Origin of the sequence: Streptomyces virginiae (genome assembly GCF_040638905.1) — a bacterium.
GTDB classification, from domain to species: Bacteria; Actinomycetota; Actinomycetes; order Streptomycetales; family Streptomycetaceae; genus Streptomyces; species Streptomyces virginiae_B.
On record NZ_JBEZYV010000011.1, the window covers coordinates 242,484 to 263,259 of the forward strand.

At 73.8% G+C, this 20,776-nt stretch carries 18 protein-coding genes and 2 tRNA genes; 13 read left to right on the forward strand and 7 right to left on the reverse strand.

Annotation, left to right across the window (positions count from 1 at the left end; all coding sequences use genetic code 11):
• Positions 1-38: 38 nt before the first annotated feature.
• The 4 genes from AB0F82_RS18615 (at position 39) to AB0F82_RS18630 (ending at position 2,495) form a co-directional block, all read left to right on the forward strand.
• The gene (locus tag AB0F82_RS18615) at positions 39-593 is read left to right on the forward strand and encodes a DUF3566 domain-containing protein (protein WP_436842109.1); all 555 of its coding nucleotides are present in this window, start codon (positions 39-41) and stop codon (positions 591-593) included.
• Between the two features lie 118 nt (positions 594-711).
• Positions 712-785: transfer RNA gene (locus tag AB0F82_RS18620), tRNA-Ile, on the forward strand.
• Positions 786-929: 144 nt separating this feature from the next.
• The gene (locus AB0F82_RS18625; protein WP_208809277.1) at positions 930-1,064 is read left to right on the forward strand and encodes a DLW-39 family protein; all 135 of its coding nucleotides are present in this window, start codon (positions 930-932) and stop codon (positions 1,062-1,064) included.
• 120 nt (positions 1,065-1,184) lie between these two features.
• The gene (locus tag AB0F82_RS18630) at positions 1,185-2,495 is read left to right on the forward strand and encodes a hypothetical protein (RefSeq protein ID WP_362628785.1); all 1,311 of its coding nucleotides are present in this window, start codon (positions 1,185-1,187) and stop codon (positions 2,493-2,495) included.
• Here AB0F82_RS18630 and AB0F82_RS18635 read toward each other — a convergent pair.
• Positions 2,482-3,804 carry a serine/threonine-protein kinase gene (locus tag AB0F82_RS18635; RefSeq protein WP_362628788.1) on the reverse strand — a complete coding sequence of 441 codons (1,323 nt, stop codon included), beginning with the start codon at positions 3,802-3,804 and terminating at the stop codon, positions 2,482-2,484. The two genes, AB0F82_RS18630 and AB0F82_RS18635, sit on opposite strands and share 14 nt — an antisense overlap.
• 44 nt (positions 3,805-3,848) lie before the next feature.
• Entirely contained in the window at positions 3,849-4,397 is a 549-nt protein-coding gene (locus AB0F82_RS18640; protein WP_030028004.1) for a helix-turn-helix domain-containing protein, read from the reverse strand.
• A 162-nt stretch (positions 4,398-4,559) separates the two neighbouring features.
• Between AB0F82_RS18640 and AB0F82_RS18645 the strand changes: the two genes are divergently transcribed.
• The 4 genes from AB0F82_RS18645 to AB0F82_RS18660 all read left to right on the forward strand — a co-directional run bounded on the left by AB0F82_RS18645 (position 4,560) and on the right by AB0F82_RS18660 (position 8,013).
• Positions 4,560-4,632 (forward strand) — tRNA-Ala (locus AB0F82_RS18645).
• 425 nt (positions 4,633-5,057) lie between these two features.
• Positions 5,058-6,071, forward strand: coding sequence for a ScbA/BarX family gamma-butyrolactone biosynthesis protein (locus tag AB0F82_RS18650; protein ID WP_362628791.1), 1,014 nt, complete (start codon positions 5,058-5,060; stop codon positions 6,069-6,071).
• A 49-nt stretch (positions 6,072-6,120) separates the two neighbouring features.
• Positions 6,121-6,777, forward strand: a complete 657-nt coding sequence (locus AB0F82_RS18655; RefSeq protein ID WP_362628794.1) for an HAD family hydrolase — start codon at positions 6,121-6,123, stop codon at positions 6,775-6,777.
• Positions 6,778-6,804: 27 nt separating this feature from the next.
• The gene (locus AB0F82_RS18660) at positions 6,805-8,013 is read left to right on the forward strand and encodes a cytochrome P450 (RefSeq protein WP_362628797.1); all 1,209 of its coding nucleotides are present in this window, start codon (positions 6,805-6,807) and stop codon (positions 8,011-8,013) included.
• Positions 8,014-8,089: 76 nt separating this feature from the next.
• Here the strand turns inward: AB0F82_RS18660 and AB0F82_RS18665 are convergent, their stop codons facing one another.
• A complete protein-coding gene (locus AB0F82_RS18665) occupies positions 8,090-9,601 on the reverse strand; it encodes an FAD-dependent monooxygenase (RefSeq protein WP_362628800.1) in 1,512 nt (503 codons plus the stop codon).
• Positions 9,602-9,793: 192 nt separating this feature from the next.
• Positions 9,794-11,359, reverse strand: coding sequence for an MFS transporter (locus AB0F82_RS18670; protein WP_362628803.1), 1,566 nt, complete (start codon positions 11,357-11,359; stop codon positions 9,794-9,796).
• A 119-nt stretch (positions 11,360-11,478) separates the two neighbouring features.
• On the opposite strand from AB0F82_RS18670, the gene AB0F82_RS18675 reads away from it, so the two are divergent.
• From AB0F82_RS18675 to AB0F82_RS18685, 3 genes are all read left to right on the forward strand, one after another.
• Positions 11,479-11,790 carry an ArsR/SmtB family transcription factor gene (locus AB0F82_RS18675; protein ID WP_356811264.1) on the forward strand — a complete coding sequence of 104 codons (312 nt, stop codon included), beginning with the start codon at positions 11,479-11,481 and terminating at the stop codon, positions 11,788-11,790.
• Positions 11,791-12,480: 690 nt separating this feature from the next.
• On the forward strand, positions 12,481-12,654 hold the full coding sequence (locus AB0F82_RS18680) for a hypothetical protein (protein ID WP_362628805.1): 174 nt from the start codon (positions 12,481-12,483) through the stop codon (positions 12,652-12,654).
• A 1-nt stretch (position 12,655) separates the two neighbouring features.
• A complete protein-coding gene (locus AB0F82_RS18685; RefSeq protein WP_362628808.1) occupies positions 12,656-13,813 on the forward strand; it encodes an NAD(P)/FAD-dependent oxidoreductase in 1,158 nt (385 codons plus the stop codon).
• 25 nt (positions 13,814-13,838) lie between these two features.
• Here AB0F82_RS18685 and AB0F82_RS18690 read toward each other — a convergent pair whose 3' ends face one another.
• Positions 13,839-15,290: an NB-ARC domain-containing protein gene (locus tag AB0F82_RS18690; protein ID WP_362628811.1), complete on the reverse strand. Its 1,452-nt coding sequence runs from the start codon at positions 15,288-15,290 to the stop codon at positions 13,839-13,841.
• A gap of 320 nt (positions 15,291-15,610) precedes the next feature.
• Here AB0F82_RS18690 and AB0F82_RS18695 point away from each other — a divergent pair, with 320 nt between their 5' ends.
• Positions 15,611-18,703, forward strand: a complete 3,093-nt coding sequence (locus AB0F82_RS18695; protein WP_362628814.1) for an AfsR/SARP family transcriptional regulator — start codon at positions 15,611-15,613, stop codon at positions 18,701-18,703.
• Positions 18,704-18,810: 107 nt separating this feature from the next.
• Here the strand turns inward: AB0F82_RS18695 and AB0F82_RS18700 are convergent, their stop codons facing one another.
• Positions 18,811-18,972: a hypothetical protein gene (locus AB0F82_RS18700; RefSeq protein ID WP_356811259.1), complete on the reverse strand. Its 162-nt coding sequence runs from the start codon at positions 18,970-18,972 to the stop codon at positions 18,811-18,813.
• An 88-nt stretch (positions 18,973-19,060) separates the two neighbouring features.
• Complete coding sequence (locus AB0F82_RS18705; protein ID WP_362628817.1) at positions 19,061-19,966, reverse strand: hypothetical protein; 906 nt, start codon at positions 19,964-19,966, stop codon at positions 19,061-19,063.
• Between the two features lie 184 nt (positions 19,967-20,150).
• Between AB0F82_RS18705 and AB0F82_RS18710 the strand changes: the two genes are divergently transcribed.
• The gene (locus AB0F82_RS18710; RefSeq protein ID WP_362628820.1) at positions 20,151-20,675 is read left to right on the forward strand and encodes a LysM peptidoglycan-binding domain-containing protein; all 525 of its coding nucleotides are present in this window, start codon (positions 20,151-20,153) and stop codon (positions 20,673-20,675) included.
• Positions 20,676-20,776 lie beyond the last annotated feature (101 nt).

Consider the following 20,776-nt stretch of genomic DNA (forward strand, 5'->3'; position numbering starts at 1 on the left):
GTGCCCGTGGCCCGGCCGCGGACTCCCAGGGGGGAACCGTGACGGACACCCGAGGACCGACGGCGCCGGAGGAGACCGGGGCCGCTGCCGGCGCGGACAAGCCCGCGCAGCCGTACCAGCCGCCGCAGGCCTACACGGCGCCCGCGGGCCCGGGTGCGCCGCGCGGCGGCGGTGCGCCCGCCACCCAGCGCAAGCCGCGTACGCCGGTCCGTACGACCCCCAGGACGCGCAAGGCGCGGCTGCGGGTGGCCAAGGCCGACCCGTGGTCGGTGATGAAGGTCAGCTTCCTGCTGTCGATCGCGCTGGGCATCTGCACGATCGTGGCGGCGGCGGTGCTGTGGATGGTCATGGACGCCATGGGCGTCTTCTCGACCGTCGGCGGCACCATCAGCGAGGCGACCGGATCGAACGAGGGCAACGGCTTCGACCTGCAGGCGTTCATGTCGCTGCCGCGCGTGCTGATCTTCACGTCGGTGATCGCGGTGATCGACGTGGTGCTGGCGACGGCGCTGGCGACGCTGGGCGCGTTCATCTACAACCTGTCGGCGGGCTTCGTCGGCGGTGTCGAGCTCACCCTCGCCGAGGACGAGTAGGCCTCCCGGCGGAGCGCCTGCGAGGGGTCGGATGACCTGCGCAGACGCCCCCCGGGAACGGATTTTGGCCTGACCGGGTCTGTGCGCTAATCTTCAGGAGTCAGCGCGCAGCGCGGATGGGGCTATAGCTCAGTTGGTTAGAGCGCATCCCTGATAAGGATGAGGCCACAGGTTCAAATCCTGTTAGCCCCACAGTGTCGAAGACCCCCAGGCCACGGCCTGGGGGTCTTCGTCTTTGGGCCAGTTGGTGGACCGCCAGGTCACCGATCGGTATCGGTCGGTGTGTATTGTTGGGCGCCAGAAGTCCCCTACGTCAACGAAAGACGAGGTCGCGCGGTGAAGAAGCTGCTCCTGGTCGCACTGGCCGCCATCGGCGGGCTCCTCGTGTACCGCCAGATCCAGGCGGACCGCGCCGAGCAGGACCTGTGGACGGAGGCAACCGACTCCGTGCCCTCTGGTTCCGGTGTGTGAGTCCGAAGGCTGAGTCATGAAGCCCCGGCTGCCGCTGCGGCCGGGGCTTTGTGCTGTTCTGTGACGAAAACTTGCGTTTTGCAAAGATTTGGCTTGCGGTAGCAATTCGGGGTGGGCGTGATGGGTCGGGTACGGACGGCGGTGTGGGCGGCGGCCCTCGGCATGGCGGCGGCCGGTGTGCCCGTGACCGCGTACGCCGAGGGGAGCGCACCCCGGCCCCTGCCCGCCTACCGCGCCGCCGACGGCGCCCGGCAGGTCGAGGGCAGGCCCTCCACGGCGGACGCCCCGCTCATCGAGGCGGGGAAGACCTACGAGGACACCATCGGTCCCGGGGATCGCGTCTACCGGCTCGTCCTGGAGCAGGACGGCTCCAACGCCTACGTCTCCGCCGTGGTCCGGCCGCCGGCGGGGGCCAAGGTCTCCGGCAGCGACGGCATCGAGGTGGAGATCATGACCACCGCCGGGCGCTCCTGCCCGGCGAGCACGGGCCGGGCGACCTTCAACTACGACGCGGTGCCCCTGGCCGCCGCCGGGGTCCGCTGGGGGGCCGAGGACGCCGACTGCGCGCCCGGCGGCGTGTACTACGCGAAGGTCACCCGGACTGCGGCCAAGGACTCCGACCAGAGCCCCTGGCCGCTGGAGCTCAAGGTCCAGCGCGAACCCGGGCGCGGAGCGGGCGTTCCCACCACCGCGCCGAGCCCCCTGCCCACCGGAGCCCCGTCGCTGCCCGGCACCGAGGCGGTGGCCCGTACCGGCGGCACCGGCTTCAACGACGCGCGGGCCCTGGGCGCGGGTGTGTGGCGCGACGAGATGCGGCCCGGGCAGACCCGCTGGTACCGCGTCCCGCTGGACTGGGGGCAGCGGCTGGGCCTGGGGGCCGAGCTGTCCGCGGCCCAGGTCACCAAGAAGTTCACCTCCGCCTCGGGCGGACTGGCCGTCACCCTCTACAACCCCTACCGGGGCCAGGTCGCGGACAAGAACACCTCCTACGACGGGGTGCAGGCCGGGGTCACCCTGGCGAAGACCCCGCCCGTCGGCTACGCGAACCGCTTCTCCAGTGACCGCGAGGTCCAGCCGGTGAGCGTCGCGGGCTGGTACTACGTCGCCGTGACGATGGGAGGGAAGGTCGCCGACTTCACCGAGGACGCGGTACCCGTCCCGCTGACGCTGCGGCTGGAGGTCACCGGGACGCCGGCCAAGGCGCCCGCGTACCAGGGGGATCCGGCCGCGGGCGGCTTCGCGGTCGGGGCGGACGACCGTGCGGCGGCGCAGGACGGGCTCACGGCCCCTGAGGCCGCCGAGGCGGCCGGGACCCGGTCGCTGATGCGCGTCGTGGCGAGCGCCGGCTTCGGCACCGGTGCGCTGCTGCTGGCGGTGCTGGGCGGATGGGTCTGGCTCGGCCGGCGGGGGCGCGGCGCTACATCTGGATGAGGGCCCAGACGCCGACCGCGAAGCACAGCAGCGCCGCGGCGAGCAGCGAGGCCACCGCCCTCGGCGGGGGCGGGGCGATGCCCCCGTGCGTACGGACCGGCGCGGACGCGGGGACGGCCGGGACCGCCGCGGTGGGCATGCCCGGGGTGCCGGGGGCGGTCGGCGGGGGCAGGTGGAAGCTGCCCGTCTCCGAAGGCCCGTACGAAGGCCCGTACGAGGGCCCGTACGAGGGCGAGTGGACCTCGGTGGCGGCCTGCCGCGGAACGGTGGGCGCCGTGGCGGAAGCACCGCGGGGGTCGGTACCGGTGGGCTCCGGGGCCACCGTCACGGCGGCGGATCCGCCCGGCGCGGAAGCGCCGGCGGTGGGGGCCTGCGGGGGTGGCGCCGCCGCGGACGCGGACCCGGTGGCGGGCGAGGAGGGGCCCGTGCCCGTCGGGCCGTCGGGGCCGAAACCGGGCGGGAGCGGGCCGAGTTGGTCGAACACCTCCACCGGATCATCGTCCGGGGCGGGCGGGGGCAGCAGTTCCACGGCCTCGGCAAGGGCTTTGCGTGCCCCTGTGGCCGTCCTGAAGCGGTTCTGGGGGTCGGGCTGCAGGAGGTTCGCGATGACGGCCCAGAGCGCGGTGGGGACGCCTCGCGGGGCGTCCGGGGTCCCGTGGGCGAGGAAGTGGTCCACCAGGGCCTGGGAGTCGGGTTTGCTCCCCTGGAGGAGGTAGAGGGCGACCAGTCCCACGGCGAAGAGGTCCGCGGCGAAGTCGGGCTCCGCGCCCATCAGTTGCTCGGGTGCGAAATAGCCCGGCGTGCCGACCACGTAGTTCGTCTCGGTCAGGCGGGGCTCGCCCTTGCGCATGGAGATGCCGAAGTCGGACAGCCGCAGGTGCGGCCGCCCGCTTCCGGTGGCCTCCAGCAGGATGTTGGCCGGTTTGATGTCGCGGTGCACCACGCCTTCCGCGTGCACCGCCGCCAAGCCAGACAGGAGCTGGTCGAGCAGCGTGCACACGAAGCGGGGCGGGAGGGCGCCGTAGTCCCCGATCACGTGGCCGAGGGAGCCGCCGCCGACCAGGTCCATGGTGAAGAGGACCTTGTCGTCGTCGGCCGCCCAGCTGGCGGGAGCCAGTACGTGCGGGTGGTCGATCCGCAGCGCCTGCTCCCGGACGAACCGCAGCAGCGTGTGGGCGTCGCTCTGCAGGAGCACCTTCGCGGCGACGTAGCGGCGGCGGCGGTGGTCCCAGGCCCGCCACACGGCACCCGCGCCACCGCGCCCGATCGGATCGATCAGCTCGTACCGGCCGGCGAAGACCTCACCCATCGCTGCGCCCGTCCCCCGTCACCCGTTGTCCGCCGTCGTGCGTGTCAGTTCTGGTGCGCCTCGTAGTGGGCGACCGCGTCGGCGGTGCGGCCCGCTCCGTACACCCGGAGGAACTCTGCCAGTTCCGGGTGGCTGGGGGCGAGGCTGTTCGCCGCGTCGATGATGTCGCCGGCCGCGGAGACCGAGCGCAGCAGCGACTGGATCTCGCGGACCACGCGCTTGACGGTGGGTGCGCCGGAGCCGGTGGCGGTCTGGCCGCTGCTGCTGAGGACGGATCCCCCCTGGGTCTTCTTGATCTCGTCCATCCGGTCGGTCGCCTCCGCCGCGCTGACGCTGCCGTCGGCCACCTGTCCGGCGAGGTCCTGGAGGGCCTGGACACGCTGGACCACGGCAGGATTGCCGATCTTGGCGCGCTGGCCGCTCATCAGCTGGGACAGCATGGGAGCCGACAGCCCGAGTACGGCAGCGAGACGGGCCTGGTTCAGGCCGAGGTCGTCTATGAGGCGGCGGAAGAGCGCTCCCAGCGGCTCTCCGTACCAACTGCGCTGAAGCTCTCTGGCTCTGGCCGTGGCCTCTTGCTGCACTGCGTCCACTCTTACTACTCCCCTTCGCTGGTGCGAACCTCGCGAGCATCTTACGGAGAGTGGTCGCAGGGCGGGAGTCCCTATCATTTTGCGAGATGAGGGGGTAGACCCGGTACTCTGTTCTGCGGAACGACCACATCCCGCACGCGGGACCGGTGCGTCCAGTTCCATGGGGCCTTAGCTCAGTTGGTAGAGCGCTGCCTTTGCAAGGCAGATGTCAGGAGTTCGAATCTCCTAGGCTCCACATTCAAATGCTCTCCGACCTGCGGAAACGTGGGTCGGTGGGCATTTTTTTCATGCCGGTCAGCGGCCGCGTTCCCGGCCGTGCGGTGTGCGGTGGCTCCCGGGGCGCGAAGGTCTGCCCGGCCGTACCTCCCCTCGCTGCCCCCGCAGGGCCGGGCGCGGGCCCGCGGTGCAGGGGGACATATGTCGTTGCCGGGTCGGCGGCCGTCCGAAAGTATGGTGGGTACATCTATCGGCCGGGATCGCGCGCGCGGGCAACTCGACCGCGACCCGGAGGTGTTGGGGCGGCTGAAGTCTCGCTAAAGCGGTGGGCCGCACAGGCGTCGGAGTGGCGTACGCCACGGTGGGCGGGCCGTCGATCGAGGTACGGTCGCACACGTACCTCCGTTTGGAGACGTACCTGCACGCAAGAGGGGGAACTCAGCCATGTCCACGACCCTGGCCACCGAACTCAGTTACGCGAGCACCGTGACGCGGGCCCTTGTGCACCGAGCGGCCGTCTGCGAGGTGTTCCTCACGGACTCGGTCCGGGTGGCCGAGGACGAATACCTCATCGCCGCGCAACTTCCGCGCGTGCACAGCTACTACAGCGACCAGCTCACCTCGCCCGCCGTCTACGACCCGCTGCTCCTCGTCGAGGTCTTCCGCCAGGCGTCGATCTACGCGGCCCACACCTTCCTCGACGCCGCGATCGACGAGAAGTTCATCTTCAACGGCGGCGAGATGGTCGTCACCGACCTCACCGCCCTGCACATCGGCACGCGGCCCGGTCACGCGCGGATCCACGCCCGGCAGGCGGGGCTGAAGCACCGCGACGGCGTCGTCACCGGCAGCACGCTCGACATGGTCCTCACGGTGGACGGGCGTGAGGCCGCGACGATGCGCACCACCTGCCAGTGGATGCCGGGCCGGGCCTGGGACCGGATGCGGGAGAAGGGCCGGGCCTCGCTCCCGCTCACCACCGCCCGGCCGCACCACACCGGACGCCGCGTACCTCCGGCGGCCGTGGGCCGTGTCTCCCCGCACAACGTCGTGCTGTCCGAGACCGAGGTCCGCGAGCACGAGGTGCTCACCCAGGTCATCGTCGACCAGGCCAACCCGGCCCTCTTCGACCACCCGCTCGACCACATCCCGGGTGCGCTGATCTTCGAGGGCTTCCGCCAGTCCGCGGTGCACGCCGCGCACGAGCTGTTCGGCCTCTCGCCGCAGGGGCTGCTGCTCACGCGGGTGGAGACGGACTTCACCCGCTTCGGCGAGTTCGAGCTGCCCACGGACTGCCTGGTGCGGGTGGTGGAATCACCGACCCCGGACACGGTGGCCTTCGAGATCACCATGACCCAGGAGGACCAGATCGCCCGGGCCCGGGTGCACCTCGCCCTGACCAGCCCCATCGGCGGGGCGCTGCTGAACCGGTTCTCCGACGCCACCGCCGGCGCCTGAGAGCCCGTATCCCGTATCCCGTATCCGGGCGACACTAGGAGACACAGCAGTGCCCCAGCCCATGATCTGGTTCGACTTCGGCGGCGTGCTCTCGCCACCGCTGGAGGAGCTCTTCGACTCGTACCACGCGCGTACGGGCATCACGCCACGTCAGGTGAAGACCGCGCTGGCCGCGGTCGCGGCCGAGCTGGGCGTCGAGCCCCTGGCCCCCCTCGAACTGGGCCTGCTCACCGAGGCCGAATGGGGACGGTCGATGGTCCGCGTCCTCCAGGAGGCCGACCCCGGCATCGACCTGTCGCGTGCGCGCTTCGAGGAGTTCGGCCGGCAGTGGTTCGAGGGGGTCCGCGCCAACCCGGTGATGGTGGCCACGGCCCGGCACGCCAAGGAGCACGGCTACCGGGTCGGGATCCTCAGCAACAACGTCGTCGAGTGGGAGCCCTACTGGCGCGCGATCGTCGCACCCGTCGGCGAGGTCGACTGCATCGTCGACTCCTGCGCGGTGGGCGTCCGCAAGCCCGACCCGGAGATCTTCCGGCGGGCCGAGAAGGAGGCGGGCGTGCCGGCCGCGGAGTGCGTGCTGATCGACGACCTCGCCGAGAACTGCGCCGCGGCCCGCTCGGTCGGCTGGCGCGCGGTGCACTTCCGCAACAACGCCCGGACCGTACGCGAGCTGGCGGGCCTCACCGGCCTGCCCGCGCTCGTCTGACGCACCACTCTTCCCCACGGAGCACACATGACCAGTACCGTCACGTCCGCGGCCGTCACCGTCACGGACATACCCCACCTCGACCCCGTCCCGGCGTTCACCGTGCTCGACGAGCGCGGCCCGGGCGGCGTCCCGCTGATCCAGCTGCCGAGCGGCCACAAGGTCGCCCACCTGACCCGTTACGCCGACGTGCACAAGGTGCTCACCGACCCGGCGTCCGGTCGCACCGAGACCAACGTCGAGGACGGGCCGAGCTTCCTGCCGACCGTGATGCCCAAGGAGCTGCTGCTCAACCTGGACGCCCCGCACCACGCCCGGATCCGCGGGTTCGTCGCCGCCGACTACAGCGCCGCGGGCACCGAGCGCCTGCGCCCGGTGATCGGCGAGGTGGTGGACGAGGGCATCCGGCGACTGCGCTCGGCCGCGTCCCCCGACCTCTTCACCGACCTCCTCGACAGGGTCCCGGTCACCGTCAACGCCCACTTCCTCGGTTTCCCGATCGAGGACGTGCCCTACTTCCGGCCGTCGTCGCGGATCGTGCAGATCGCCTCGCACGAGGACGTGCCGGACCTGGTGCAGCACTTCTACCGGGTGTACGGCTACGTCGAGGATCTGGTGACCGGGGTCCGGCCGGTGGTGCCCGGCGGCCTGATCGACCGCTTCCGCGCCGACCGGGACCGGGCCGAGCCGCCGCTGGACGACGCCGAGCTCACCGGCATCTTCTTCGGCTCGCTGCTGGGCGGCGACCAGAACGTGGTGTCCGTGCTGACCAAGTCGCTGTACGCGCTGCTCGCGGCGCCCGCGCTGTGGCGCCGGCTCGCCGACGATCCCGCGATCGCCCCGCGCCTCGCGGAGGAGCTGATCCGTCTGATCCCGCTGGGGGCCATCTCCGCGTTCCCGCGCATCGCCGGCCGCGACCTGGAGACCGGCTCGGGGGTCGTGGCGCAGGGCACCGTGGTCTACCCGGACGCCTTCGCCGCCAACCGGGACCCCGAGGCGTTCCCGGACCCGCTGACGATCGACCCCGACCGCGTGCCGGCCAAGCGGCACCTGCAGTTCGGCTACGGAATGCACCACTGCATGGGCGCCGCGCTCGCCCGCATGGAGATCGTGACCGTACTGACGCGTCTGGCCCAGGAGTTCCCGGACCTGGCCCTGGCCGTCGACCCGGCAGAGGTGCCCTGGGACAACGGAACGGTGCTGCGTCGGCCGACATCGCTGCCGGTGCGGTGGTGAGCCGGGGTAGCGGCTGACGCCGCGGCACCGGGACGGGGGCGGGCACGGGTTTCGTGCCCGCCCTTCGGCGCGCCCGTCAGCGGGGTTCGCCGAACCACTGGCGCAGGGTGTCGGCCAGCGGGCCGCCGTCCGGGGCCCAGGCGACGTAGCCGTCGGGCCGGACGAGGACGGCGTCCCAGGGCATCGGGACGGCGGTTGTCGCGGGGACCGTGCGCAGTACGTGGGCCCAGCGCCCGGCCTGTTCGAGGTGGACCCGGCCGTCCTCGCCGAGCAGGATCAGCACGGGGCGGCCGGGCAGCAGCAGCCGGGTCAGGTCGGTGGGGCCGTCGTCCGTGGTGAGGGGCAGGTTCGGCAGGAAGCGGCCCTCCCAGCGGGAGCCGAGCCCGCCCGACGGGGGGTACGCCGTCTCCTGGGCACTGATCATGTGTCCGAGGCGGTCCTTCACCTCGTCGAGTCCGAGCAGCTCGGTGACGAGGTCGCGCAGCGGGTCGAGGCCGGGGTCGGGCCGCATGAGGGCCAGTTGGGCCCGGGTGTTGTCGATGACGCGCCGTCCGGCGGGCCGCCGTTCGGCGTCGTAGGTGTCGAGCAGGTCCTTGCCCGCGGTGCCCGCAAGGGTGTGGGCGAGCTTCCAGGAGAGGTTGAGTGCGTCCTGCAGACCGAGGTTGAGGCCCTGCCCGCCCACGGGGAAGTGCACGTGGGCGGCGTCGCCGGCGAGGAAGACCCGGCCCTGGCGGTAGTCGCGCACCAGGCGGGCGAAGTCGCTGAAGCGGGAGAAGAAGACCGGGTCGGCCATCGGCACGCCCCGGCCGAGGATGCGCTCGCCCTCGCGGCGCAGCTCGTCGAGGGTGAGCGGGGAGTGCCGGTCGGGGTGCGGACCGCGGAAGTCGATCGTGATGAACCGGCTGTGTCCGTACGGGTTGACGCCCGCCACCGTCCAGCCGCGCGGGGTGCGGTGCCAGCCGTACGGCACGTGGTCCGGGTCGGTCAGCCGCACCAGGCCGAGCAGGGCGGACACGGTCGCGGGGTGCGTGTCCTCGGGGAAGCCCAGCCGTTCGCGCACGGTGCTGCGGGCGCCGTCCGCGCCGATGACGTACTCGGCGGTGAAGCGCCGTACGCCGTCCGGTCCTTCGGCGGTCACCTCGACCGAGTCGGGTCCCTGGTGGATGTCGCTCACGCGGTGTCCGCGCAGCACGGTGACGCCCCTGGCGCGGGCCCGCTGTTCGAAGTCCCGCTCCAGGTCGGCCTGCGAGCGGCCGACGATGGGTCCGGGCTCGGTGGCGGGGGCGGTGATGACGAGCCCCGGCATGCCCGCGAAGTGGAACGCGTCGGCGGAGCTGCGCCGCAGCCGGTCCTCGGTCGCGGCGTGCGCGTGCAGATGACCGCGCCGGGCGAGGCCCTGCACGGTGCGGGCGTGCAGGGTGCCCGCCTTGGGCTGGTCGAGGGTTTGTGGTTCGGCTTCGAGTACGACGGTGGAGACGCCGTAGTGCCCGAGCTCGGCGGCTGCGAGCATCCCGACGGGTCCGCCCCCGATGACCAGCACCTGGGCGTGTGCCGGGGCGGGGCGGATGTCGTGGAGGGCACGGTTCATGGGGGCGCGGGTCCTTTCCTGGTGCCGCCCCGCCGGTCGGACGGGGTGTGCCGCGGGAAGCGCGGTGGCGGCGCGGGTGAACGCGGGAGGCCCGGCGCCTTGACGGGGGAATCGGGGCGCCGGGCCGGTCTCGGGGGCGTCGTGCGGAACGGGAGGGGAGCGCGGTGCGCGCTCCCCCCGCTCACAGGACGGTCACGCGGCGCTCTTGGCGGGGCCGCCGCGCAGCAGGGTGGCGACCACGGCGCAGAGCACGACGCAGACCGCGGCGAGTCCCCACAGGACGGTGTGGAACGCGGAGTCGTAGGACTGGGCGAGGAAGTGGGTGAAGCCCTCGGTGTCCACGGCGCCGGAGACCTCGGTGGCGCGGGCGAAGTCGCCGCCCGCGGCCTGGTCGGCGACCCGGTCCGCGTTCGCGGCGCCGGCGTAGTCGCCGATGCCGTCCTCGATGCGGGTGCCGAGGACGGTCGCGAGCGCCGATCCGTACACCGCCACGGCGATGGCCTCGCTGCCGAGCCTCAGCGTGTTGAGGAAGCCCGCGGCCATGCCGGCCTTCGCCGGGTCGATCAGCTCCAGCGCCTGCCCGTCGACGAGTCCGGCCGAAAGCCCCATGCCGGCGCCGGTGACGAGCATCGGGAGGGCGACGACGAGGATCTTCACGTCCGGCGAGAAGAGCGTGAGCGCCAGATCGCCGACGACCAGGCAGGCGAGGCTGACGTAGATGAGGGTGAGCGCGGAGATCCCGCGGGTGACGAGCTTCGCGGCGAGCATCGGGCAGACCAGCACGGGCGCCGTGAGCAGCAGCATGATCAGGCCGGCGGCGCCGGTGTCGCGGCCGGTGGCCGCGGTCAGGTAGCTCGGCAGGTAGGTGAGCATGGTGACGAATCCGAAGGACGCCGCCACGGGCACCAGGCACAGGCCGACGAAACGCCGGTTGCGCAGCACGCTCAGGTCCAGCATGGGGTGTTCCCTGCGGTTCTCGACCGCCGCGAAGACCGCGAGGACCACGACGGCACCCGCGAACAGCGCCAGCACGCCGGTGCTGCCCCAGCCCCACTGCGAGCCCTGCACGATGGCGGTGGTCAGCAGCACCATGGCCACGACGAACAGCGCGCTGCCGGGGACGTCGATGCTCGCACCGCTGCCGCCGTCGGCCGGCATGGCCTTGGCGATGGCGGGCACCACGAGCAGGACGAGGAGCAGGGCGACGGCGTGCACCGCGAACACCCAGCGCCAGCCGAGGCCTTGTACGAGCACGCCGGCCAGCGAGGGGCCGATCGCCACGCCGACGCCGGCGACCGTGCCGAACAGCGCGAACGCCTTGGCACGCGCCGGGCCGTCGAACACGGTCGCGATGATCGCCGCGCCGCAGGAGAAGATGGCCGCGCCGCCGATGCCGGCGAGGGCGCGGGCGCCGTCCAGCCAGAGCACGTTGGTGGCGAGCGCGCTGGCGAGCGAGGCCACGGCGTAGACGGCGGCCCCGGCCGCGAAGGCCTTGACCCTGCCGATGATGTCGGCGACGGAACCCCAGACGAGTGTGAAGCAGGCGAAGGCCACGTTGAAGGCGTTCACCACCCACTGCAGGGGTGCGAGGCCGGCGTCGGTGTCGGCGCCGATGTCGGGCAGCGCGACGGCGGTTCCGGAGATCGACATGGGGACGACGAACACCGCGAGGAGCACCGCGGCCAGGGTCAGGGTGCGGCCCGGCTGGCCTTCCGCCTGCACAGGTGGCGCGGCCGACGACGTGGTCTGCGTACTCATGGGGGCACAACTCCAGGCTCGGCCCGGCCGGCGGCGCGACCAGGTACGGTTCGGATCGAACCTTAAGCTGACACAGAAGAGAGGTATGATGCAACCCGTACCTCAGGAAGGAGTACGCGATGCCCGATGAGGACGGCCACCCCTCGCTCGAGGAGATGAGCCTGCCGGCGGTACTGAGCGCGCTCGCCGACCCCCTGCGCTACACGGTCGTCTCCGCCCTGCTGAAGGAGCCGGAAGGCACGGCGCGGACCTGCGCGTCCTTCAACCTCCCGGTCTCGAAGTCGACGATCACCCACCACTTCAAGGTCCTGCGCGAGGCGGGCCTGGTGGGACAGGTGGACCGCGGCAACAGCAGGGCGGCGACCCTGCGTCGGGCGGAACTGGACGAGCGGTTCCCCGGCCTGCTGGACCTGATCCGCGCCAACCACTGACCACTCGGCACGGCCGGCCGCCGTGAGCCGGCGCGCCGCGCCTCCCGCATGCCTGCGAGCCCTCGGAAGCCCTGCCGCTCGCCCAGCGCTGCGTCGAGCGGCTCCCCGGGATGCCCCGGGCGGGCTGCTCGTCAGGGCCGCGGCGCGGTACCGGAGCACGGCGTGCGCGCTGCTGCTCGGGAGAACGGCCCCTCGTCCTCGGGGACTGTCTGCCGCCGGCATCGGCCGGACGCCGGGTGCCCGATCTGCGGCTCGCGGGCGGAAGACGGCTACGAGGTGCCGCGCGGCGGCGGTGTGTGCTGGTCCCCAGGGGGAGCCCGGTGCCGGAGACCGAGTGGCTGAAGTGCCTCGCACCCGCCGGGTGGTCGCGCACCGGCGCTGCCGGTCCGCCCGGACGGGCACATCGCCCGTGGCCGCCGACGGCCCTGACACCGGCGGGCTGCACGTGGCGCTGGAGCGCCGGTCGTGCGCTGACGGCCGTATGCGGCTTTTGATTGTCCTGGGCCCGGAACACTTCCGGGCAATCGGGCGGCGCCGTGCAATGGGGTGGAGTCGGCGAATCGGAGAACCGGATGTTCTCGACGGGTGAAGGCCACGTGGTCCGGGCCGCCGATCTGGTCGTCGCGCCCCGGGCCGGCTGCCACCGGGCCGTGCCGGTCGACGTCCGGGCCCGACCTCCCAGGAGCCATTGTGTCCACGACCGCCCCGACCCCGCCCCGTCGGGCCGCACGGCTGCTCGGCCCGGCCGCCGTCCCGTCGCTGCGCGAGCACGACCGTGCGGCCGCCGTCGGAGCCGGAGCAGAAGCCGAGGCCGAGGCCGAGGCCGAAACCGAAGCCGGGCAACCGGTCCCGACCGGGGCCTGAGATGCCTGCGAGGGTGACGGTCGTGGGCGGCGGGGTGATCGCCCTGCTCACCGCGGTCGAGTGCGTGCTCGACGGACACCGGGTCACGGTCGTGGACGAGGGGTGCGTCCCGGACGGCGTGGCCGCCCCTCCCGGCCGGCACCTCATCCTGCGGTCCCTGCATCCCTCCGACCCGCGGACCACGCGGGCGGCGCTGCGCGCGCACCACCGCTGGGTCGAACTGGAAGAGCTGTTCCTGACGCGTTTCTACGAGCGGGTCGGAGCCCTCACCGTGCTGCCGCCCGCAGCGGCGGCGGACGGCGCGGCCCTGGTCGAGAACGCCGGAGGCACCGCCAGGCAGCTGACGGCGGCCGGCCTGCACGACCGCTACCCGCACTTGCACCTGGACCGCGGCCTCGGCGCGGTACTGGAGGAGCAGGCGGGCGTTCTGCTCGCCGGACGGGTCCTCGCCGCCTGCGCCGGCTGGCTGAAGTGGCAGCGGAACGTCGAGCTGGTCGAGCACCGCGCCGTGACCGCCGTCGACGGCGGGAGCGGCACCGTACGCCTGGCCGACGGGCGGGACCTGCACGGTGACGCGGTGCTGGTGGCGGTTGACCCCCGGTCCCGGAACCTGCTGCCGGAGGGCGTCGCCGAGCGGCTGACCCTCTACCGGCAGTCCCTCCTGCACTGCCGGGTGCCGCCGCACCAGGCGCGCGCGTGGGCGGCCACCCCTGCCATCGCCTCCCTCGGCACCCCGGGCGGAGCCCGGCTGGTCCCGCCGGTGGCCGGCAGGGGCCTCCAGCTCACCTCGTCCACCGCCCGCCGGGTGGTGGACGAGATCACCGACCACGCCACCGACCCGTACTGGCAGCGCATGCTGGAGAGGGAGTTCGGCGACGTCCTGCCCGGCTTCGGGCCGGCCTGGGTGACGGCGGCCGAGGACGCCTACTACGCCGCCTTCGCACCGGCCGGCGGCCCGGCGCTGGTCGCCCTGGGCGGCGCGGGATACGCGTACGCGGCATGCGGCGGGACGTCCTTCGAGTTCGCGCCGCTCATCGCCCGGTCGCTCGCCGACCGGCTGGCCGGCAGCGCGCCGACCGGTGCCGGCGCGCTCGACGGACCGCCGCCGGCCGGCCACGCCCCGCGGCTCGCGGGACTGCCGGCCGGCGGCCGGGTGTGAAGGAGCAGGCAGTGCACGCTCGCGGTCAATACACCTGGGCACGGACGGGCACGGGGGCCCCGGTGCGGGGCACGGCGGGCGCGGGCTCCTCCGTCGGGTCCGGCTGGGTCAGGGCGAACGCCCGGGCCATCGGCGTCAGTCCGTACTGTCCAGGCAGGTCGCCGTGGTCGAGGAGGCCGGCGTCCAGGAGCCGTTCGAGGAGGTCCTCGACCGGCTGGGCGGAGCGCTCGACCAGGGCGGCGAGCGCTTCGGCGGACCCGTACACGACGTCGTCCACCGAGGGCGGGTTGTCGGAGGCGGCGAACTGGCGCAGCATCAGGCGGGCCCACGGGGTCAGCTGCCGGTAGGCGTCGTCGAGGCGGGCGCCCAGGGCGTCGTCGCCCACCCGGAGCCGGCCCAGGAAGCGGGCGGGTTCCCGCCGCCGGTCGCCGATCAAGTCCGACACCGCGTGCTGGAGCATCCACTCCGGTCGGGCCGCGATGCGCCGGCCCGCCAGGTTCAGCGCCAGCGGCAGGTCGCCGCAGGCGTCGGCGAGGAGCAGGCAGGCACGCGGCTCGGCACCGACCCGGTCGCCGCCCAGCAGCCGGGCGAGCAGTTCCATGGACTCGTTCCGCTCCAGGGCGGGCACCCGGATCCGGCGCACCCCGTCCAGGCCGAGCAGCCGGGAGCGGCTGGTGATGAGGATGCGGCTTTCGGGCGCGGCCGTCAGCAGCTCCCGTACCTGGCGCTCGTGCCGCACCCCGTCGAGTACGACGAGCAGCCGGCGGCGGGCGAGCAGGGACCGGTACAACCCGATGCGCTGGCCGGGGTCGGCGGGGACGCGGCCGGCGGGGATGCCCAGTGCCTCCAGGAAACCGCCCGCGATCCCAGCGGCGTCGTCGTGCCCGCCGGCGGCCGGGTCCAGGTTCGCGTAGAGCTGTCCGTCGGGCAGATTCGCCGCCAGTTCGTGGGCCAGGCGCAGCGCGAAGGCCGACGTGCCCGCACCGACCTGACCGCTGATCACCAGCGGTGCCACGGGCCGCTCCCCGCTGTGGGACCGGGTGGTCAGCAGCCGGGCCTGCTGGAGCAGGGCGGCCCGTCCCACCAGGGTGTGCGGTTCCATCGGGAGCTGGGCCGGCGGGGGGAGCACGGCACGCACGTCGGCGGCGCGCAGTTCGTTCTCCTGGTGCGTCTGCACGTTCTTGGCCGCGGGGCGGGGGGTGCCGTCGTCGCCCTCGGCGCGCGCCGCCTCGTGCCAGCGCCGCTCCCAGCCGGCGCGGTCGCCGCCGCACGCTTCGGCGAAGGCGAGGGCCACCTGCAGGGTCGGGAGGCGGTATCCGGCCGCCGCCTCGGAGAGGACCGACGCGGAGAACATGGCGCGGGTCGCCATCTCGCGGTAGCCGGGGCCGCCCGCCGCGGTCCGCAGCATGCGCAGCTCCCGGGCGAACGCGGTGACGGGTCCGGCGTCGGGGGCCAGTGGTCGCTCCTGTCTTCCCACACTCGTCTCCTTCGGCACTCGCTGCGTCCGCCGCCTTGTCAGGCCTGCCCGTGAACTGTCCGTGCGGGCCTTCCTGATCCGCTACCGGATGCTTACCGCGTGCTGGAGGGACCCCCTATGATCCCGTTGACATGGCCCTGGTCAGGGCCTGTGCTTACGGGGGGATTCCGATGGCGGGGGCGGATACGGAGACCTGGAGGAGAGGCACGAGGGGTCTTGAGGGGGACCCTCCGCGCTTCAACGTGCTCGGCTCACTCGAAGGCTGGGCGGGCGGGGCACGGCTGCGGCTGGGGGGATCGATCCAGGAACGGGTCCTCTGCATGCTGCTGCTCGAATCGGGCCGGGTGGTGCCCGTGGCCCGGCTGGTGGAGGCGACCTGGGAGAAGGACCCGCCGGCGACCGCCGCGCACCAGGTCCGCAAGGCCGTCGCCGACCTGCGCCGGCGCATCCCCACCGGGTCGGCGGTGATCGCCACCGACGGGCCCGGCTACCGGGCCGTGGTGACGGACGGGCAGGTCGACCTGCGGGAGTTCGACGCGCTGTCCAGGGCGGCGGCTCAGGCCCTGCGGGAGGGTGACCGCCCGGCGGCCGCCGAGCACCTGCGGTCCGCTCTCGCGCTGTGGCGGGGCTCGGTGCTGTCCGGCACGGGCGGGCCGGTGATCGAGGCCGCCGCGACGGCGCTGGAGGAGCGCCGGCTGGCCGCGGCCGAGCAGTTCTTCGATCTGTCCCTCGCGCTCGGCGAGAGCGGAGGGTTGGTCTCCGACCTGCGCGCACTGATCACGCAGCACCCCCTGCGGGAGACGCTGCGCGGGCAGCTGATGCTGGCCCTGTACCGCTCGGGACGGCAGGCGGAGGCGCTGAGGGAGTACGGGGAGGTCCGCGGGCTGCTCGTCGAAGAGCTCGGGATCGACCCCGGGCCCCGGCTGGCCAAGCTGTACGAGGCGATCCTGCGGGACGACCCGGAGCTGGCCGCCCCGCAGCGGCCGGCTCCCGAGCGGCCTGCCCCGCAGCGGCCGGCCTCCGGGGCGGCGCCCGGGCCCGTACCGGTGGAGTCCGAGCCGGACGCGGCCGGACCGGTGGGCCCGGCAGGCCCGTTGCCCGGGGCGGCTGCCCTCGCGCGGCCGGTGCCCGAGCAGCCGCAACCGCCTTCGAAGCCGCAGCGGTTGCCGCCTTCGCAGTCCGGGGCCGCGCCGGACGACGCCCCGTGCACCCTGCCGTACGACCTGCCCGACTTCACCGGCCGCGCCCGCGAGCTCAGCCGCCTCTTCGACTACGCACGGGGCGCCTGCCGGGGCGGCGAGAGGTACTCCCGGATCGTGGCCGTCGACGGCATGGGCGGCATGGGGAAGACCACCCTCGCCGTGCACGCCGCCCACCAGCTGGCCGGCCGCTACCCCGACGGGCAGCTCCATGTCGACCTGCGCGGCTTCACCCCGGGCGCCAGTCCCGTCTCGCCCGCCGCCGCGCTCGACGGCCTGCTGCGCACCCTCGGCACACCCGGCGACCGCATCCCGGAGGACCTGGAGGGGCGCACCGCCCTGTGGCGGGCGAAGCTGGACGGCCGGCGGGTGCTGCTGCTGCTCGACAACGCGGTGGACGCCCCGCAGATCCGGCCGCTGCTGCCGGCCTCGCCGGGCTGCCTCGTCCTGATCACGAGCCGCGGGCGGCTCCTCGACCTCGACGGTGTCGAGTGGGTGTCCATCGGGATGATGGAGCCCCAGGACAGCACCAGCCTGATGACCGAGACGCTCGGCACCGCCAGGGTGACCGCCGAGCCGGAGGCCTCCGCCGAACTGGCCGAGCTGTGCGGCCACTTGCCGCTGGCCCTGCGGATCGCGACGGCCCGGCTGCGCAACAGGCCGCGCTGGACGGTGCGTTACCTCGTCGAGCGGCTGCGCGACGAGACGCGCAGGATGGACGAGCTGAGTTCGGGGGAGCGCAGCGTCGCGGCGACCCTGCGCCTGTCGTACCTGGCGATGGACGAGGAGTACCGCACCGCGTTCCGCATCCTCAGCCTGTACCCGTGCGCCGGTACCGACGTGTACTCGGCGGCCGCGCTCCTCGGCACGGCCGTCCGGGACGCCGAGGACGCCCTGGAGTTCCTGCTGGACGTCCATCTCGTACAGCAGCCGGACATCGGGCTCTACACCTTCCACGACCTGGTGCGCACCTTCGCGCAGAGCCTGCGGGGTCCGGCGACGGCGCAGGACGACGCGGCGGCCGTCGAGCGGCTCCTCGGCTACTACATGACGACCTCGGACGCGGCCTGCGAGGTGCTCTTCCCGGGCCGCGAGCAGCGGCCCACCGGGATCCCGTCCTACCCGGGCGAGCGGCCGTCCTTCCGGAGCGCCGACGAGGCCGTGAGCTGGTTCGACCGGGAACAGGCCGGGCTGCTCGCGGCGGTGGCCCTCGCCGAGCGGTCCGGCCACGACCGGTACGCGGCGTGTCTGAGCCGCAACGTGGGATTCCACCTGCACGCGCAGGGGCAGCTCGACGAGTTCTGGAGCGTCGGGCACCTGGCCGTCGCCGCGGCCCGCCGGCTCGACGATCCGGCCGTGCTGGGCATCAGCCTGGCCAACCTGGGCGCCGCCTGCTGGAAGCTGGGCCGCTTCGAGGAGGGCCTGGACGTGGCCAGGGAGGCGCGCGACACCGCGGTGCGCGCCGGGGACCGGCACACCGAGGCGCACAGCGACTCGACCACCGGACTGCTGATGTCGATGCTCGGGAGGTACGGAGAGGCCCTGCCGCTGCTGGAGCGGTCGGTCGCGATGGCCCGGGACCTGGGCAACCCCCGGGCGGAGGCCGAGACCCTGAGTTCGCTCAGCACGCTGTACGAGCGGTGGGGCCGGTATCCGGAAGCGGCCGCCGCCGCCCGCCGGGCGATCGGGATCGGCCGCGAACTCGGCTACCGCAGCAATGTGATCGCGGCCCTGACCGACCTGGCCTTCGCGCAGGTGGGCCTTGCGGAGCACACGGACGCGGACGCCACGCTGAAGCGGGCCCGGGACCTGTGCGACGAGGCGAGGTCGCCGGGGGACGTCGCCCTGGTGCTCGCGCTGTCCGCCCGGGTGGCCCAGGAACGCGAGGACGGCGTGGCGGCGCGGGCGTTCGCCGGGCGGGCCCTGGTCCTCGGCCGTGCGAGCGGTGCCCCGATCCGGCTCGCCAAGGTGGAGAACGTCCTGGGACGGCTCCACGCGACGTGGGGGGCACACGCGGCGGCGCTGGACCTGCACGCCCATGCCCACAAGATCGCGTCGCCGATGAGCTTCCGGGCCGAGGAGGCGGCGGCGCTGGTGGGCCTCGCCCACGCGGCCGAGGCGCTCGGGGATCCGACGGCGGCGGCCGGACACCGCACGGCGGCGGAGGCGTTGTTCGAGGTCATGGGGCTCCCGGCGGACCGCCGGGCCTACTGACCCCGCACAGGGAAGTGCCCCGTACCGCGGATCCGGTACGGGGCACTTGCAGGTCCTGCGCGGCAACCGGCCGGCTCAAGGGACGGCCGGCTCAAGGGACGGCCGGGTCAGGGGGCGGGGCGCGGGGAGGGGGCGCCCGGGCCCTTGTCGTCCGCGAGCACCTCGTACCCGGCGGGCTGACCGGCGTCCGCCGTCTGCGCCGTCACACCGGCTCCGGTCACCAGGGCCACCGCGACGATCCCGATCAGTCCGACCAGCTTGCTGCGCATGTGCTGAACCCCCTGGTGTGTGGTGCCCGGTGTGCGGCTCCCGTGGGGCGGGTGCCGCTTTCGACAGGACACAGACTGGCCCAGTCCCTTACCGGTCCGTTCCCCTCTCGCTACCGCTCGCGGCGGCGGCACGGGAAGGGCCGTCGCGGTGCCGTTCCCGGTCCGGCTCGACGGCCGCGGCGATGCGCGATCCCCGCGCGCCGACCAGCACGTCCGTCCGCGTGCTGCCGCACTCGTAGCCGACCAGGTCCAGCAGGGCCCGTACGGTCGCGCGGATCCCGGCCCGCTCCGCCTCGGGCAGCGGTGACGCGTTCCCCTCCGGAGTGATCCTCGCGACCAGGTGCATGCCCTCGACCGTGAGGGTCTCGACGTGGAACTTCGAACCCGTCAGGAGTTCCTCGACGAGGTAGGGGGCGCTGTGGCGCGCGGTGCGGGCCTGCTCGGCCCAGCGGTCGAGTCCGGACCGGTCGTGCACCGGAACGGTCCACCAACAGCCGGACCCGTCGGCGGACTTGATGACCACGGGCAGCGGGAAGTCCTCGGCGAGCGCGCGGGCCTCGGCCACGGTCCGCGCTTCCTCGGCGCGTACGGCCGAGGTCCGGCTCTGGTTCAGGACGCGCCGGACCGCGACCGCGTCCGGCAGCCCGCCCGCAGGGTCCGGGCGGGGCTCGGTGAGGTCCCTCAGCACGTCCTCGGCGGCGGCCGCCGCACCGCTGCCGAGGCCCCTTCCGAGATCGCTCGCGAGGTACAGGACGTGGCCGATGCCGTGCCGCCGGACCGTCTCGGTCAGCAGGGCCCGCAGCGCGGCGGCGTCGTCGAAGTCCGCGCGCAGGATCCGCTGCGGCGGCAGCTCGGAGGGGAAGGGGGCGTCCGGGGGCCGTGCCGCCGGGTCCGACACCACCCAGACGTCCAGGCCCGCCACGACCGCGGCGTGCAGGAGCCCCGGCCCGGGCCTGACCAGAACCACGCGCTCGGCGGCCTGTCTGATGATCACAGTCTTCTCCTCCATCGTGTCCCACGATGTTCGGGCCAGGTCTTCCCGGTCGCTTCCCGGGCGGTTCCCGCGCTCCGCGAGTCCCCCGGACGGCCCCGTCGCTGGGCCGCCCGCCGCCCGGTGGCGGACAGTGGGGGGAAGGGCATCGACACCAGGGGGGCCCTCACGCCGGAGGCGTACAGACATGGGAATCTTCGACTTCCTCAAGTCCGACAAGAAGAAGGCGCAGGAACAGGTGCAGCAGCGGGTGGACAAGGGGACGGGTCCCTCCAGGAGCGCCGCGGCCGACGCCGCCTCGGCGACCAGGGCCGCCGCCGAGCGCATGGCGGCCGCCGCGCCGCCCAGGCCCGGGCCGGCCCCCGCGACCCCGACCCCCAGTTCGGCGGCGCACAAGGCCGTGCCCGCACCGCCCAGGCCCGCCGTGATGCCGAAGGCCGCGCCGCCGTCCACACGGCCGGGGGCGGCGCACACGCCGACGCCCCACTCGGCCGCGCACAAGGCGGTGCCCGCGGCGCCGGTGGGCAAGCCGCAGCCGGCCGCCGAGAAGCGCACCTACACCGTCAAGCAGGGCGACACGCTCGCCGCGATCGCCGGCCGCGAGCTCGGCAACGAGGCACGCTGGCGCGAGCTCTACGCCATGAACCGGGCCGTCATCGGCGCCAACCCCGACCTCGTGCCGCCGGGCGCGGTCCTGACGCTCCCGGGCTGACCCGCACGCGGACGGGGAAGCCGCGACCGGCTCACCACCGATCCGCGCAAGACGGCCCGGCGGCGCCGCCCGGCCGGGACGGAGGGCTGACGCCGTGACAC

Excerpts from the sequence above, each read along its gene's own strand:
- AB0F82_RS18630 (WP_362628785.1), top strand. The coding sequence starts at position 1,185 with ATGGGTCGGGTACGGACGGCGGTGTGGGCGGCGGCCCTCGGCATGGCG.
- AB0F82_RS18635 (WP_362628788.1), bottom strand. The coding sequence starts at position 3,804 with ATGGGTGAGGTCTTCGCCGGCCGGTACGAGCTGATCGATCCGATCGGG.
- AB0F82_RS18650 (WP_362628791.1), top strand. The coding sequence starts at position 5,058 with ATGTCCACGACCCTGGCCACCGAACTCAGTTACGCGAGCACCGTGACG.
- AB0F82_RS18660 (WP_362628797.1), top strand. The coding sequence starts at position 6,805 with ATGACCAGTACCGTCACGTCCGCGGCCGTCACCGTCACGGACATACCC.
- AB0F82_RS18665 (WP_362628800.1), bottom strand. The coding sequence starts at position 9,601 with ATGAACCGTGCCCTCCACGACATCCGCCCCGCCCCGGCACACGCCCAG.
- AB0F82_RS18670 (WP_362628803.1), bottom strand. The coding sequence starts at position 11,359 with ATGAGTACGCAGACCACGTCGTCGGCCGCGCCACCTGTGCAGGCGGAA.
- AB0F82_RS18675 (WP_356811264.1), top strand. The coding sequence starts at position 11,479 with ATGCCCGATGAGGACGGCCACCCCTCGCTCGAGGAGATGAGCCTGCCG.
- AB0F82_RS18685 (WP_362628808.1), top strand. The coding sequence starts at position 12,656 with ATGCCTGCGAGGGTGACGGTCGTGGGCGGCGGGGTGATCGCCCTGCTC.
- AB0F82_RS18695 (WP_362628814.1), top strand. The coding sequence starts at position 15,611 with ATGCTGCTGCTCGAATCGGGCCGGGTGGTGCCCGTGGCCCGGCTGGTG.
- AB0F82_RS18700 (WP_356811259.1), bottom strand. The coding sequence starts at position 18,972 with ATGCGCAGCAAGCTGGTCGGACTGATCGGGATCGTCGCGGTGGCCCTG.
- AB0F82_RS18710 (WP_362628820.1), top strand. The coding sequence starts at position 20,151 with ATGGGAATCTTCGACTTCCTCAAGTCCGACAAGAAGAAGGCGCAGGAA.